The 13337-nt window shown below is 67.0% G+C and carries 13 protein-coding genes and 1 riboswitch; of the genes, 9 read left to right on the top strand and 4 right to left on the bottom strand.

Features of this window, described 5'->3' with window-relative positions; translation table 11 throughout:
• Position 1: 1 nt before the first annotated feature.
• Both ACQY4T_RS20390 and ACQY4T_RS20385 read left to right on the top strand, forming a co-directional pair.
• On the top strand, positions 2-1171 hold the full coding sequence (locus ACQY4T_RS20390) for an acyl-CoA dehydrogenase family protein (RefSeq protein WP_428534438.1): 1170 nt from the start codon (positions 2-4) through the stop codon (positions 1169-1171).
• On the top strand, positions 1168-1914 hold the full coding sequence (locus tag ACQY4T_RS20385; protein ID WP_428534436.1) for an SDR family NAD(P)-dependent oxidoreductase: 747 nt from the start codon (positions 1168-1170) through the stop codon (positions 1912-1914). The genes ACQY4T_RS20390 and ACQY4T_RS20385 overlap by 4 nt, the downstream gene beginning before the upstream one ends.
• 1 nt (position 1915) lies before the next feature.
• Here the strand turns inward: ACQY4T_RS20385 and ACQY4T_RS20380 are convergent, their stop codons facing one another.
• Positions 1916-2296: a cupin domain-containing protein gene (locus ACQY4T_RS20380; RefSeq protein ID WP_428534434.1), complete on the bottom strand. Its 381-nt coding sequence runs from the start codon at positions 2294-2296 to the stop codon at positions 1916-1918.
• Positions 2297-2392: 96 nt separating this feature from the next.
• On the opposite strand from ACQY4T_RS20380, the gene ACQY4T_RS20375 reads away from it, so the two are divergent.
• The 5 genes from ACQY4T_RS20375 to ACQY4T_RS20355 all read left to right on the top strand — a co-directional run bounded on the left by ACQY4T_RS20375 (position 2393) and on the right by ACQY4T_RS20355 (position 6425).
• On the top strand, positions 2393-3172 hold the full coding sequence (locus tag ACQY4T_RS20375; RefSeq protein WP_428534432.1) for a hypothetical protein: 780 nt from the start codon (positions 2393-2395) through the stop codon (positions 3170-3172).
• A gap of 35 nt (positions 3173-3207) precedes the next feature.
• Positions 3208-3304, top strand: a riboswitch (TPP riboswitch).
• On the top strand, positions 3293-4423 hold the full coding sequence (locus ACQY4T_RS20370) for an NAD(P)/FAD-dependent oxidoreductase (RefSeq protein ID WP_428534430.1): 1131 nt from the start codon (positions 3293-3295) through the stop codon (positions 4421-4423). Its footprint overlaps the riboswitch before it by 12 nt.
• Before the next feature lie 94 nt (positions 4424-4517).
• Positions 4518-5720, top strand: coding sequence for a CaiB/BaiF CoA transferase family protein (locus tag ACQY4T_RS20365; RefSeq protein ID WP_428534428.1), 1203 nt, complete (start codon positions 4518-4520; stop codon positions 5718-5720).
• Between the two features lie 67 nt (positions 5721-5787).
• Positions 5788-6033, top strand: a complete 246-nt coding sequence (locus ACQY4T_RS20360; RefSeq protein WP_428534426.1) for an AbrB/MazE/SpoVT family DNA-binding domain-containing protein — start codon at positions 5788-5790, stop codon at positions 6031-6033.
• Positions 6030-6425: a PIN domain-containing protein gene (locus ACQY4T_RS20355; RefSeq protein WP_428534424.1), complete on the top strand. Its 396-nt coding sequence runs from the start codon at positions 6030-6032 to the stop codon at positions 6423-6425. The genes ACQY4T_RS20360 and ACQY4T_RS20355 overlap by 4 nt, the downstream gene beginning before the upstream one ends.
• A gap of 74 nt (positions 6426-6499) precedes the next feature.
• On the opposite strand, the gene ACQY4T_RS20350 is transcribed toward ACQY4T_RS20355, so the two are convergent.
• Complete coding sequence (locus ACQY4T_RS20350; protein ID WP_428534422.1) at positions 6500-7576, bottom strand: tartrate dehydrogenase; 1077 nt, start codon at positions 7574-7576, stop codon at positions 6500-6502.
• A 237-nt stretch (positions 7577-7813) separates the two neighbouring features.
• On the opposite strand from ACQY4T_RS20350, the gene ACQY4T_RS20345 reads away from it, so the two are divergent.
• Positions 7814-8392 carry a Uma2 family endonuclease gene (locus ACQY4T_RS20345; protein ID WP_428534420.1) on the top strand — a complete coding sequence of 193 codons (579 nt, stop codon included), beginning with the start codon at positions 7814-7816 and terminating at the stop codon, positions 8390-8392.
• Positions 8393-8405: 13 nt separating this feature from the next.
• Here ACQY4T_RS20345 and selD read toward each other — a convergent pair whose 3' ends face one another.
• Positions 8406-10517, bottom strand: a complete 2112-nt coding sequence (gene selD / locus ACQY4T_RS20340) for a selenide, water dikinase SelD (RefSeq protein WP_428534418.1) — start codon at positions 10515-10517, stop codon at positions 8406-8408.
• A gap of 131 nt (positions 10518-10648) precedes the next feature.
• Entirely contained in the window at positions 10649-12124 is a 1476-nt protein-coding gene (locus ACQY4T_RS20335) for an oligosaccharide flippase family protein (protein WP_428534416.1), read from the bottom strand.
• Between the two features lie 187 nt (positions 12125-12311).
• Here ACQY4T_RS20335 and ACQY4T_RS20330 point away from each other — a divergent pair, with 187 nt between their 5' ends.
• A complete protein-coding gene (locus ACQY4T_RS20330; RefSeq protein ID WP_428534414.1) occupies positions 12312-12998 on the top strand; it encodes a glutathione S-transferase family protein in 687 nt (228 codons plus the stop codon).
• Positions 12999-13337: the final 339 nt, after the last annotated feature.

Genomic DNA, 13337 nt, shown 5'->3' with positions numbered 1-13337 from the left:
CATGGATTTCTCCCTCACCCCCGAACTGCAAGAGTTGCAGCAGCGCGTTCGCACCTTCATCCGCGACCGGATCATTCCACTTGAGCGGGACAGCCGCCAAACCGAGCATGGTCCAACCGAGCAATTCCGTCAGGAACTGGTGGGGTTGGCTGCGGCAGAGGGCCTGGTGGCGCCGCATGTCGGCGTCGAATACGGCGGCCTCGGTCTGTCCCACGTCGCCAAGGCAATCGTGTTCGAGGAAGCCGGATACTCCCTGCTTGGTCCGGTCGCGATTCATATCTTCGCCCCCGATGAAGGCAACATGCACTTGCTGGAGGCCGTCGCCTCAACCGAACAGAAGGACCGCTGGCTGCGACCCTTGGCCGCCGGCAAGACCCGGTCCTGCTTCGCCATGACCGAACCGGCACCCGGCGCCGGGTCCGACCCCGCCGCCATGCTCACCACCGCAGTGAAGGACGGCAACCACTACGTCATCAACGGCGACAAGTGGTTCATCACCGGTGCCATCGGCGCCGCCTTCGCCATCATCATGGCAAAGACCGAAGACGGCAACGCAACGATGTTCCTCGCCGACATGGACACCCAAGGCATCGAAATCGTCCGCGTGATGGACAGCCTGGATCATTCATTCGCCGGCGGACACGCGGTGCTGCGCTTCAACAACGTCCGCATCCCGGCCGGCGATATCCTCGGCGAGCCGGGCAAGGGCTTCCGCTACGCCCAGGTCCGCCTCGCGCCGGCTCGGCTGACCCACTGCATGCGCTGGCTGGGCGCGGCGAAGCGGGCGCACCAGATCGCCACCGACTACGCGATGAAACGCGAGGTGTTCGGGTCAAAGCTGATCGGCCACGAAGGCGTCGGTTTCATGCTCGCCGACAACGAGATGGATATCCGCATCAGCCGGTTGTCGATCCTGCACACCGCATGGCTGCTGGATCAGGGCGAGCGCGCCGGTACCGAATCATCGATGTCCAAGGTCTTCGTATCGGAAGCGGTGTGGCGTGTGCTCGATCGGTGCGTCCAGGTGTTGGGCGGCCAGGGCGTGACCGGCGAAACCCTGGTGGCGCGCATCTTCAACGAGGTGCGCGGCTTCCGCATCTACGACGGCCCGTCCGAGGTGCATCGCTGGAGCCTGGCGCAACGCATCGCCCGCAATGGAGCCAACTGGTGAACGACTTCGACCTGACCGGCAAGGTCTGCATCGTCACCGGCGCCGGCCGCGGCATCGGCCGCGGCATGGCCGAGGGCCTGGCCCGCCATGGCGCCACCGTGGTGCTCAGCGGCCGCACCCAGGCAACGCTGGAAGCCGCCGCCGCCGCGATCGGCGGATCGGCGAGCGTGGTCGCCGCCGATGTCGCGCGCGAAGCGGCGGTGCAGGGCCTGTGCGATACGGTGATGCAGCGCCATGGTCGGATCGACGTCCTGGTCAACAACGCCGGCGTGAACGCCATCTTCAAGGGCATCGAGCGCACCACGCTGGCCGAATGGCAGGACATCATCGACGTCAACCTGACCGGCGTGTTCCTGTGCTGCAAGCACATCGGCACCGCGATCGGGCAGGGCGGTTCGGTGATCAACGTCAGCTCCGTCGCCGGCCATGGCGGGCTGCCTCGGTCGGTGCCATACTGCGCCTCCAAGGGCGGCGTCGAAATGCTGACCAAGGCGCTGGCGCTGGATTGGGCGGCCCGCGGTGTGCGGGTCAACACGCTGGCACCGGGCTGGGTCGATACCGACCTGACGCACGGGCTGCTGGAGCATGATGTCCACGGCAGACGCCTGCTGGATCGCACGCCGCTGGGACGTTTCGCCACGCCAAGGGACATGGCGGGGGGCGTGGTGTTCCTGGCCAGCGACGCCTCGGCGTTCATGACCGGGCAGAGCCTGGTCATCGACGGCGGCTGGGGCGCCGAGTAGGTCAACCATCCACCGTCGGTGGCCACTTGCCCGCAACAGCCTCCGCCTCGCTATCGCCGGGCCAAGGCGGCATGGTGACCGCGACCACGGCCAGCGGACCGCCGTCCGCCGCACGGAATTGAAACCGCACGCCGACCGGGATCGTCAGACACACACCGGGGGACAACGCGAAAACCTCCTCGCGGCCGCCATGCGACCGCCACAGGTCGCCGGCACCCGACAGCACGTACCAGATCTCCTCGACCGACCGATGCCGAACCGCCCGGCTGACCTGTGCGGCCGCCAGACGAAAATGCGCCATGCTGCCAGCGGCGAGCGACAACAGCACCCGCACCTCGGACCCGTCCGGGGCCAGCAGGTCCGCGCCTGCCGGAAGCGTCATAGCTGAACCTGTCGGCATGCTCGGCCACCCGCTCGTTACGCGCTTCAGGCTACGACACGGGCCCAGCCAAGGCGAGACCGCCACTCCATCGACCGCGTGGAGCGGCGCAGCAGATCATCCCAGCATTGTGATTTACAAAGCGATATAATTATAATACTAAAAAGGCATTATCTTCTCAGTTTTGGGAATACAATGATGTTCAAACGGCTCGTATTGAGCGCTGCCCTGCTCGCTGGTCTGGTTGGCGCCGCCAGTGCCAACGTTTCGATCACCAGCGAAGCCGGTGCGTGGAAGACGATCGCGGGAACCGCCACGGACGGCAAGACCGTTTGCGGCGCCGAAATTATCGGCCAGGATCGAATCCTTCTGATCAAATGGTTTGACGGCGTCGATGGACTGATCGTCCAGATCGCCAGGACCGGCTGGAACATACCGGATGGGCAACCGGTCGATGTCCTGTTCCAGTTCGACCAATTGGCACCGTGGCGGGCAAAGGCCATTGGGGTTAAGGGCACCTCGGCCACTGGCTCCAGGGTGGAGTTCCGCATCGAAGGCGACACCATCACAGGCTTCATCGACCAGTTGCGCCTTGCCTCGCATATGTCGGTGGCGTTTCCTTCCGGCAGCGAACGACCCTGGTCGGCGAGCCTGAAAGGCAGCAATGTCGCGATAGTCAACATGATGCAGTGCGTTCGCTCCGTGGTCTCGGGCCATAGCTCGCAGCCGTTTGCCGCTGCGCCATCGCATTCCGGCCCGGGTATGTCGCAGCCTTTCACCCCAGCGTCCCCGGTCGATCGCCCGGCCAAGCCAACCGCGCCGTCCAGCGGGCCGCCGGCGCCGCCCTATTCCCCGCGTTCGGTGGAGGGCGATGTATAGCCCGGCTTGACATCCGGCCCACCGCACCGAAACTGCAAGCCGCACCGGGGTGCCCTCGACGGGAGGGCTGAGATCACACCCGTGAACCTGCTCTGGGTCATGCCAGCGAAGGGAGGGGCCATGCGGATCATCATCATCGGGGCCGGCGTGCTGGGAGCCAGCGCGGCCTTCCACCTCGCGCGAGCGGGCGCCGAAATCAGCGTCATCGACGCCAATCTGGATGGCAGAGCCACAGCCGCCGGCGCCGGCATCCTGTGTCCCTGGATATCGGCGACCGAGGACGCATCGTTCCATCGCCTGTACTGCACCGGCGCTGAATACTATCCCGACCTGATCGCGGCACTGAACGACGCCGGAGCAAGCGACCTCGGCTACCGTCAATCCGGTGCGATGCTGGTGTCCGGCGACGCTGACGAGCTTGGCTCGCTTGAACGTACGGCGCGACAGCGTGCCGCCGCGGCGATGGGCCGGATCACCCGCCTCGGCGCGGCGCAGGCGCGAGCTTTGTTCCCGCCATTGCGCCAGGGCCTGGGGGCGATTCATCTGGCTGGCGGTGCCAGGGTCGATGGCAGGCGTCTGGCGGCATCCCTGCTGCAGGCGGCGGAATTTCACGGTGCGAAGCTCTCTTGCGGCCACGCCACCCTGGCGGTCGAAGCCGACCGCATCGCCGGCGCGGATATCGACGGCCGCAGTGTCCCGGCCGAACGAGTGATCGTCACCGCCGGCGCGTGGGCCGATAGATTGCTGCGCCCGATCGGTTTCGAGACCGCGGTCGAACCGCAGCGCGGTCAGATCGTCCACCTCCGGCTCGACGGTGTGCAGACCAGCGATTGGCCGGTGATCCTGCCACCCGGCAGCCACTACATCGTGCCGTTCGACGCCGGCCGGATCGTTGCCGGGGCGACCCGAGAAACCGGCGCCGGGTTCGACTACCGGGTAACAGCGTCCGGCCAGGCCGAGGTGCTGTCCGAGGCGCTGCGTATCGCCCCCGGTCTCGGCGCCGCGACGACGATCGAGACCAGGGTCGGTTTCCGTCCGCTCGCCGCCCGGCCCCTGCTGGGCTGGGTGCCGGGCATCCGAGGACTGGCGATTGGCAACGGCCTAGGCGCCGCCGGGTTGACCATTGGTCCACTTGCCGGGCGCCTGCTGGCGGACCTGGTGACCGGCGAGTCCGGCCTCATCGATCTGACACCATTCGATCCGGGTCCGCGCGAGCAGCCGAAGATCGGAGCGCTGGCCGCGCTGCGCTAACCGGAGCCCTTGAAACGACCCCCACGCTTTGAACGCTCCGCGGAAACCGCCTACCCTACAATCAGCGGAATGAAATCGCGGAGGTCCTCCCGCCATGCCGTCCGGCCCGCTTCGTGGTCTGCACATCATCGACCTCACCCAGGTCTTCGCCGGCCCATACTGCACCTACCTGCTGGGTCTGCTCGGGGCCGAGGTCGTCAAGGTCGAGCTGCCGGGCGGCGAGTGGTCGCGCACCCAGGGGCCGTCCGGTCCCGCGCGCGATGCCGGGCTGGCCGCGGGCTTCGCCACCCAGGCGGCCGGCAAGCGCATGCTGGGGCTGGATATCCGCACGCCGGCGGGTGCGGCGGTCCTGCGCGACCTGCTGCGAGGCGCCGATGTGTTCGTCGAAAACCTGACACCCGGCACCCTGGCGCGGCTCGGTTTCGACCAGCAGGCGTTGCAGGCACTGAACCCAAGGTTGGTCTTCGCCTCGATCAGCGGTTTCGGGCAGGTCGGTCCGTTCGCGCCATGGCCGGCGTTCGACCATATCATCCAGGCGGTGTCGGGGCTGATGTCGGTCACCGGCACCAAGGACGCCGCACCACTGCGGGTCGGCCCACCGGTGGTGGACTATGCCACCGGCGCGTACGCCGCTTTCGCGGTCATGGCGGCACTGGCGCAACGCGCCGCGGACGGCGGCTTCCAGCGCGTCGACCTGTCGATGTGGGACTGCGCCCAGGCGCTGATGAGCTCGGCGATCTCCTTGCATCTGAACGCCGGCGTCACGCCGCGTCCCGAGGGCAACATCCCGGCCAGCGGCAGCCCATCCTCGGGCGTGTTCGACACCGCCGACGGCAAGCTCGCGCTGGCGGCGAACTTCGAGCCGCAATACCGGCGGCTGTGCGCCGCGATCGGCCGCGAGGACCTGCTGACCGACCCCCGCTTCGCGGATCGAGCCACGCGGCTGGCACAGGCAGACGCGTTGCGCCGCGAACTCGCCGCCACCTTCGCCGCCAAGTCGGCGGCGGCGTGGGAAGCAACGCTGATGGCGGCCGATGTCCCGGCCGGGCGGGTGCGCAGCATCCCCGAGGCGGTGGCCGATCCGCACACCACGGCGCGTGGGGTCTGGCGCGAGGTTGGGGCCGGGCAGGGGATGGCGATGACGCTGCCCGGATTGCCGTTCCGGCTGAACGGGGGCGCCCCCGGCCCGATCGCGCTCCCGGCCGCCGCGGGCGCCGACACCGATGCGGTGCTGCTGTCGCTGGGCCGGACCGAGGCCGAGATCCTCGCCTTGCGGCGCGACGGGATCGTTGCCTAAGAGGTCGCCGATTGACCAGGGCGGGGTCACGGTGTATTACTTCTAGACGAAAGTAAGGAGTAGAGTGGTGGAATCCGCGATCACCAGTAAGGGTCAGGTGACCATACCGAAGGCGATCCGGGATCATCTCGGACTGCGTCCCGGCGGTCGGGTCAAGTATTTCTTCCACCCGGACGGAAGCGTGGTGCTTCTGCCGAAACGTCCTGTCTCTGTCCTGCGGGGCATTGTTCACCCAGCGCGGCCGCCGGTTCCGCTCGATGAAATGACAGAGGCCGCGGCGTCTGGAGCAAGCGGCCATCCGAAGCATCGGTGATCGGTCTCGATACCAATGTCTTGGTGCGCTATCTAACGCAGGATGACCCGGTTCAGTCGCTGAGGGCGACCGAACTGATGGAATACCGGCTGACCGAGCAGGACCCAGGCTACATAAGCGCGGTCGTAATGATCGAGACGGTTTGGGTTCTTTCGAGAGCCTATCACCTATCCGATGCACATGTTGCGGCGGCGATAGAACGCCTGCTTCAGGCTGACGTGCTTGTGGTGGAGAACGAGCAGGAAGTCTTCATCTCCATGATCGCGCTCAAGCAGGGGGGAGGATCGTTTGCCGACGCCCTGATCGGGGCTCTGGGCATCGCCGTGGGATGCACCCACACGGTAACGTTCGACCGCAAAGCGATTCGCCTCGCGGGATTTGAGTTGCTTTAGCGGTCTGCTGGAAAACCCTCTCGAAATCGGATTTTGCAGGGATCCGCAGCCGACCGGGACCCCGCGATCAGCCGCTACCGGTTCATCCCGCGCACCGCCTCGACCACCGCCTTTGTCACCTCCTTCGTCGTCGCCGTCCCGCCCAGGTCGGGCGACAGGATGCCGGCGGCGCAGACCTGCTCCACCGCCCGCATCAACAGGTCGGCGGCCGGTTTCTCACCCAGGTGTTCCAGCATCATCGCCCCGGTCCAGAACGTCGCCACCGGATTGGCGATACCCTTGCCGGTGATGTCGAAGGCGCTGCCGTGGATCGGCTCGAACATCGACGGAGCCCGCCGCTCCGGATCGATGTTCCCGGTCGGCGCGATGCCGAGCGATCCCGCCAGCGCCGCCGCCAGATCCGACAGGATGTCCGCATGCAGATTGGTCGCCACCACCGTATCGATGGTCCGCGGCTTACGCACCATCCGCATGGTCATCGCATCGACCAGTTCCTTGTCCCAGGTCACGTCCCGGTAGTCGTGCGACACCAGCCCCGCGATCTCATCCCAGAACACCATCCCGTGGCGCTGCGCGTTCGACTTGGTCACCACCGTCAGATGCTTGCGCGGCCGCGACCGCGCGATGTCGAAGGCAAACCGCATGATCCGCTCGACGCCGCGCCGAGTGAAGATCGCGGTTTCGGTGGCGACCTCCTCGGGCAACCCGCGATGGGTGCGGCCGCCCTGGCCGGCATACTCGCCCTCGGAGTTCTCCCGCACGATCACCCAATCGAGGTCGCCCGGCCCGACGTCGCGCAGCGGCGAGGTGACGCCGGGCAGGATCCGGGTCGGGCGCACATTGGCGTACTGGTCGAATCCCTGGCAGATCTGCAGCCGCAAGCCCCACAGCGAGATATGATCCGGAATGTCCGGGTCGCCGACCGCTCCGAAATAGATGGCATCGGCCGTCCGCAGCCATGCCAGTCCGTCCGGCGGCATGAACACGCCGTGCTTGCGATACCAGTCGGAGCCCCAGCCATAGTGGTCCACCACCAGCTTGAACCCGCCATCGCGCGAGGCGACCGCCTCCAGCACTTCCAATCCGGCGTCGATCACTTCCGGCCCGATACCATCGGCGGGAACCGAGGCGATCCGATAGCTGCGTGTCATGCTGCGCTCCTGGCTGCGGTCGGCGTCGTTCCCAGGGTCATGTTAGTCACTATGTGGCAGACGAAGAAGAGGGCAGGTCCCCGAAAACAAACAACGAGTGACGCGAGACCAAGGTTGGACGCCGAGGCGAACTTCCGGGAGGCCAGACCAGCGGGTGTCGGTGATCGCACCAAGCCGGCAGGGACCAATCCGTGGCGAGCGGCGTCTCGACATGATAGACGTTAAAATGTGGTGGCAATGCGCAAACGCCTGCCCGCCCGGATGACAGTCGATGAGTTCCTGGTATGGGACTCCGACGACGTCACCGGCCGGCGTTGGCAACTCATCGATGGTGATCCGGTGCCGATGGCGCCGGCGGCTGACGTGCACGGGTCCATCCAGAATGAGCTAGGGCGGCTGCTCGGCAACCATCTCTTAGCCGCCGGCAGCGCTTGCCGGGTGGTGCAGGCACCCGGCATTGTCCCGCGGGTTCGCGCCAACGAAAACTTCCGTGTCCCAGACCTCGGTGTGACCTGTGCTCCGCCGTCGGGGGAGGTCATGGTGCCGGAGCCCGTTCTGCTGGTGGAGATTTTGTCACCGTCAAACGAGGCTAAGACCCGCACCAACATCTGGGCCTATTGTACGATCCCCAGTGTGCGAGAGATCCTCGCCGTCCGCAGCACCCGCATGGAGGTCGAGTTATTGCGCCGCGACGCAGACGGCAATTGGCCCGACACCGCGGAACTGGTGCGACCGCACGGACTGCTGGAATTATCCAGTATTGACCTTCGGACCCCGGTTGCCGACCTGTATCGCACCTCCAGGCTGTCCCGGTAGCGTCGGCGGCCCATTATTCCAGTCTGATGCGCGGCGCCCCTTCGCGGGCGGGTTCCACCTCACCGATGATCGCCGCGTTCAGTCCACTATCCAGCAACGCCTCCAGGCATCCGCCCGCTCGGTTGGGCGGCAGACCCAGCAGCAACCCCCCCGAGGTCTGCGGGTCGACCAGCAGTTCGGTCCCCGGCGCATCGCCCAGCAGGCGCCGGTTCTCCGCCGCCAGCGTGCTCTCGATACCATGCGCCGCGAGCGCGCGTGCTCCGGGCAACGCCGGAATGGCCTCCAGCCGCAGCACCGCGCCGACCCCGGACGCATCCAGCATCTCCCGCAGATGGCCGGCCAGTCCGAACCCGGTAACGTCGGTGCCGGCGCGAGGCCGGTGCGCCATCGCGATCCGCGCCGCACCGGCGTTGGTGATCCGCATCTGATCGATCGCCGCGATTAGCCAGGGCGCCCGCACGTTGCCGCGCATATGTCCCGCCAGCACGATCCCGGTGCCCAGCGGTTTGGTCAGGATCAACTGGTCGCCCGGCTGCAAGCCCGCCTTGCGCAGCACTCTGCCGGAATCCACCAGGCCGGTGACCGAGAACCCAAGCGCCGTCTCCGACGCCTCGGCGCTATGGCCGCCGACCAGGGCGCAGCCATCGGCGCGCAGAATTTCGCTGGCACCCTGCAGCATCGCAGCCAGTTCCGCGCGCATTTTGCGCGATGCGGCATACGGCACCGAGGCGATCGCCAGCGCGGTCCAGGGCTGCGCCGCCATGGCGTACAGATCCGACAGCGCGTGCGCGGCGGCGATCTGGCCGAACACGAACGGATCGTCCAGAAAGGCGCGGAAGTGATCGACCGATTGCACCAACAGCTTGCCCAGCGGCGGCTTCAGCACCGCCGCATCGTCAAGCGTCGGCAGCAAATCCGGATTGTCGGCCGCTGGCAATGTCGCGAGTGCCCCGGCCAGTACCTCGGCACTTACCTTGGCGCCGCACCCGCCGCAACGCATCGACACGTCGGGATCCGGCGCCATCCGCATCTCGGTGTACATCCGCATCCAGCGGCGGTCGATGCGGTCCTTCAGCCACCAGACCTTGCGCCCCTGAACCGCCATGCCGTTGCGCCAGCCGACTGCCCGGCCATGCCCGAGACCGAGGATCGCCAGCGCGTCAAGTTGCGGTTTCCATGCCTTCAACGCCGATCCGTTGGCCGCGCGCCGCAGATTGTCCGCCAGCGGCGCACCGGCCCGCACCGCCCAGACCCCTGCCTTCGGCCTGGGGTCGCCTTCTACCGCCGCGCAATCGCCGGCGGCGAAGATCTGCGCATGGCTGACGCTACGCAGCGTCGGGGTGACCCGGACGCAGCCCGAACGATCGCAGGCGATGCCGGACTCGGCGAGCCATGCCGGTCCCTCCACCCCGGTCGCCCACAGCGCGCTTGCGACCTCCACAAAGCTACCGTCCGACAACAACAGGTGGCCTGCGTCCAGGCCACTGGCGGTAACGCCTGAAACCAGTTCCACGCCAGCCTCCACCAGCGCCTGGCGCACCGCGCGCCGAGCCGTGGCGGGAGCTAGGGCCAGCGGTTCGGGGGTGGCCGATACCAGCAACAGGCGGAAATGTCCGGCGAACCGCACCGCCAGAGCCAAGGCCAGTTCCACGCCGCCCGGGCCGCCGCCGACGACCGCGATCCGGGCACCGGGGGGAACGTCCGCCTCCAGCCGGTGCAATCGGTCGAGGAACGATCCGATTGGTTTGACCCCGATCCCGCTGGCCGCCGGCACCACCGGCGCGCCGCCGACATTGATCGACAGCAGGTCGAAGGCGATCTCCGGCCGTCCCGGGACGGTGATGCCGCAGCCCTCCGGGTCGATGCCGGTCGCCTCGGCAAGGATCAGCCGGGCGCCCGCCATCGCCGCCAGCGGCGCGAGGTCGATATGCGCCGCCTGGTGCGAATAATCCCCCCGGATCAGGCCGGGCAGCATCCCGGAATACGGCGTCTGTGGCTCCCGCCCGATCAGCGTCAGGCGCACCCCTGGTTCCGGGCGGAGGGCAAATCGGCGCAGCACCTCGACGTGGGCATGCCCGGCACCCAGCAGCACGATATCGGTCTCGATCGGACGGGACGCTTGCATGATCTACTCTAGCCGGCTTGCGGCGAGTCGTCCCGCGCCGCGAGAGTGCAGCGACCAAACCTGGTCGATGGTTCGAGATGCCTATTGGTGCCGATGCCAGCATCGACCGGACGCCGGTCGATGCGGCGGTTTCAGCGCGCGCGGCGCCGCAGCAGTCTCAGCACGTCGGCCTCAGCGCCGTCCGGCCGCCGGGCGAGGGCCCACAGCGCCAGCAGCACCGCGGCATAGATCGCCGCCCCAGCAGAAATCGCCATGACCAACCCAAGGGCGCCGGGTCGATCGGACAATTCCGAACCGTAGGCCACCAGGACCGCCGCCATCGCCGAGGCAGCCAACATCGGGCGCCAGACCTGTTGCGCCATCGCCGTCGCGCCGACCTCGAAGCGCCGCATCGCGGTAGCCAATGTCAGTGCCTGCTCCACCACTACCGCCACCGCGGCGGCGGCTGCCGCGCCGGTCAGGCCGAACCGCGGGATCAGCAGTGCCAGCAGCGCCAGCCGCACCCCGGCACCCGCGAGAGTGATCCCGACCAGGCGCCCCAGCAACGCATGCGCACTCAGCAGGTGCAGACTGAGATGTCCGAACACCATGACGGTGAAGCTCAGCGCCAGGATGCGCAGCACCGGCACCGCCTGCTCCCAGCCCGGCCCGAACGCCAGGCCGACCAGTGGCGCCCCCACCAGCGACAGGCCGACTCCGGCCGGCAATGTGACGAGGGCGGCCGACCCGATCAGCCTTAGGAAGGTTTGCCCCACCGCGAGTTTCTGCTGCCGCCCGGCGGAGAAGCCGGCAAACGCGGCGCGCCCCAGCGGCTCGATCAACTCGGTCGTCGGCAGCGCGGCGATCTCGGCTCCGACCGAGTAGAACCCCACCGACGCCGTGTTCATCAGCCGTCCCAGCAGTAGCGAGTCGCTGCGGTCACGGATCAGCACCGCGAGACTGAGCAGCCAGGTCCACAACGAGTATCCAGCCAACCCACGCCAGGCCTTGAGTGACAGACCGGGGCGGAACGGATGCATCACATAGCCCATGACCACGCGCATGGTCTGGTTGACGCCCATCCCGAGCAGCATCGCCACGTAGGACCGTAGCAGCACCGCCGCCGTTATCGCGGTGACGATGCCGCACAGCTTCGGCAGCACCATGATCGCGAATTCCTTGTGGAAAGCGAGATCGCGGCGGAAATCGACGGTGCCGATGTTCGACAATCCATCCAGCAAGGGCAGGCAGGCGACGAACAGCAGCACCGGACCAAGCCGCGGGTCGGCGAAGAACCCGGCGGCGGGATAGGCCAGCGCGGCCACCAGGGCGGCCACCGACAATCCACGCAGCAGGTTCAGCGTGAACGCGGTGTCATAGAACTTGCGGCCGGGGGAGCTTTCCCGGATCACCGCTTCCTCGGTGCCCAGCGTCATCATGCCGTCGATTGTCTGGCTGAAGCTGCTGGCCAGGGCGATGATGCCAAAATCCGCCGGCCGGATCAGCCGGACCAGCATCAGGGTGCTGCATAGGCCAAGCAGCCGCATCCCCAGCCGCCAGGCCACTACCCAGCCGGCGCCCCGCGCGGTGCGGATCAGCAGACTGTCGGGGGAATGCAACTCGGACACCGAGATTTGTTATCATACCGACCCGGATACGCACAGCAAATCCGAACGTTCCGACCGAACCCAATTCGAACGTTCCGTCTTGGGTCCAGGCCCGAGCGTTCCCACGGCGTCCAATCGCGGTCCGACGCCAACGATCCCGGTCAGGGTCGATCTGGACGGACCCAAGGTCCGGGGGCCATGATGCGGCATGAGTATCGTCCTGCACGACCTCGCCGGCCAAGACCCGGAGATTCGCTTCAGCCCCTATTGTTGGCGCACCCGCTTCGCGCTGGCGCACAAAGGTCTGCCGGTTGAAACCGTGCCTTGGCGCTTCACCGACACCGACGCGATCGCGTTCTCTGGTCAGGCCAAGGTGCCGGTCATCCAGGACGATGGCAAAATCGTCCATGACAGTTGGTCGATCGCCGAATACCTGGAAGACCGCTATCCCGCGCCGACGCTTTTCGGCGGACCCACCAGCAGGGCACACGCCTTGTTCGTGAATTCCTGGTGCGATGCCGTGCTGGTCGGCAGCATCGCCCGCTTCATCGTGCATGACCTGATGGCGGTCATCGACCCGAGTGACCGCGACTACTTCCGGTCCAGCCGCGAGGCCCGGTTCGGCGATACCCTGGAGCACATCCAGCACGGCCGAGAGGATCGCTTGGCGGCATTCCGCGACTTGCTATTGCCGATCCGGCTGGCGCTGCGCCGACAAAAGTGGCTGGGCGGCGTGTCGCCAAGCTACGCCGATCATATCGTCGCGGGAACGCTGATGTGGCCGCGCTGCGCCAGCCGCTTCGAACTTCTGCAGGATGACGATTCTGTCGCCGAATGGCTTCGCCGCGTGCTGGATCTGTATGGCGGTCTGGGTCACTCGGCGAAACGAGCATGAACCCCGCCGGGCAACCGCGAGAGCCGGTCGTGTTCTCTGCCAACATCGGGGTGCTGAGCGCCCTCAATTAGCCGCCGCCGCCTTCCTGGCCGGTGTGACCAGGGCCGTTGCGCCATCGGCGCGATGCCTGCGGCGACGCTGACTGCGGCAAATGCCGCAAGTATAAGCTTTCTCATCCTATGTATTTCCTCAACCGGTCGGCACGAGGAATGCCGTGCCAGGCCCAGTTCACGCCGTCGAACAGTCAGTCATCGCTGACCCATTCAACGGCGGGGCGGAGGTAACGCGCCATGGCGCGGTGCACATTGGACATGCCGGACAATTCACCGAACCGGTCAC

Source organism: Rhodopila sp. (assembly GCF_965277825.1).
In the GTDB taxonomy this organism is placed as follows: Bacteria; Pseudomonadota; Alphaproteobacteria; order Acetobacterales; family Acetobacteraceae; genus Rhodopila.
The sequence above is the reverse complement of the archived record's forward strand: the minus strand, read 5'-3'. Positions and strand labels throughout refer to the sequence as shown.

What these genes read in the sequence shown, in the direction of transcription:
- ACQY4T_RS20370 (WP_428534430.1), top strand. Translation starts at nt 3,293, where the DNA reads ATGCGGATCATCATCATCGGGGCCGGCGTGCTGGGAGCCAGCGCGGCC.
- ACQY4T_RS20350 (WP_428534422.1), bottom strand. Translation starts at nt 7,576, where the DNA reads ATGACACGCAGCTATCGGATCGCCTCGGTTCCCGCCGATGGTATCGGG.
- ACQY4T_RS20390 (WP_428534438.1), top strand. Translation starts at nt 2, where the DNA reads ATGGATTTCTCCCTCACCCCCGAACTGCAAGAGTTGCAGCAGCGCGTT.
- selD (WP_428534418.1), bottom strand. Translation starts at nt 10,517, where the DNA reads ATGCAAGCGTCCCGTCCGATCGAGACCGATATCGTGCTGCTGGGTGCC.
- ACQY4T_RS20345 (WP_428534420.1), top strand. Translation starts at nt 7,814, where the DNA reads ATGCGCAAACGCCTGCCCGCCCGGATGACAGTCGATGAGTTCCTGGTA.
- ACQY4T_RS20365 (WP_428534428.1), top strand. Translation starts at nt 4,518, where the DNA reads ATGCCGTCCGGCCCGCTTCGTGGTCTGCACATCATCGACCTCACCCAG.
- ACQY4T_RS20330 (WP_428534414.1), top strand. Translation starts at nt 12,312, where the DNA reads ATGAGTATCGTCCTGCACGACCTCGCCGGCCAAGACCCGGAGATTCGC.
- ACQY4T_RS20380 (WP_428534434.1), bottom strand. Translation starts at nt 2,296, where the DNA reads ATGACGCTTCCGGCAGGCGCGGACCTGCTGGCCCCGGACGGGTCCGAG.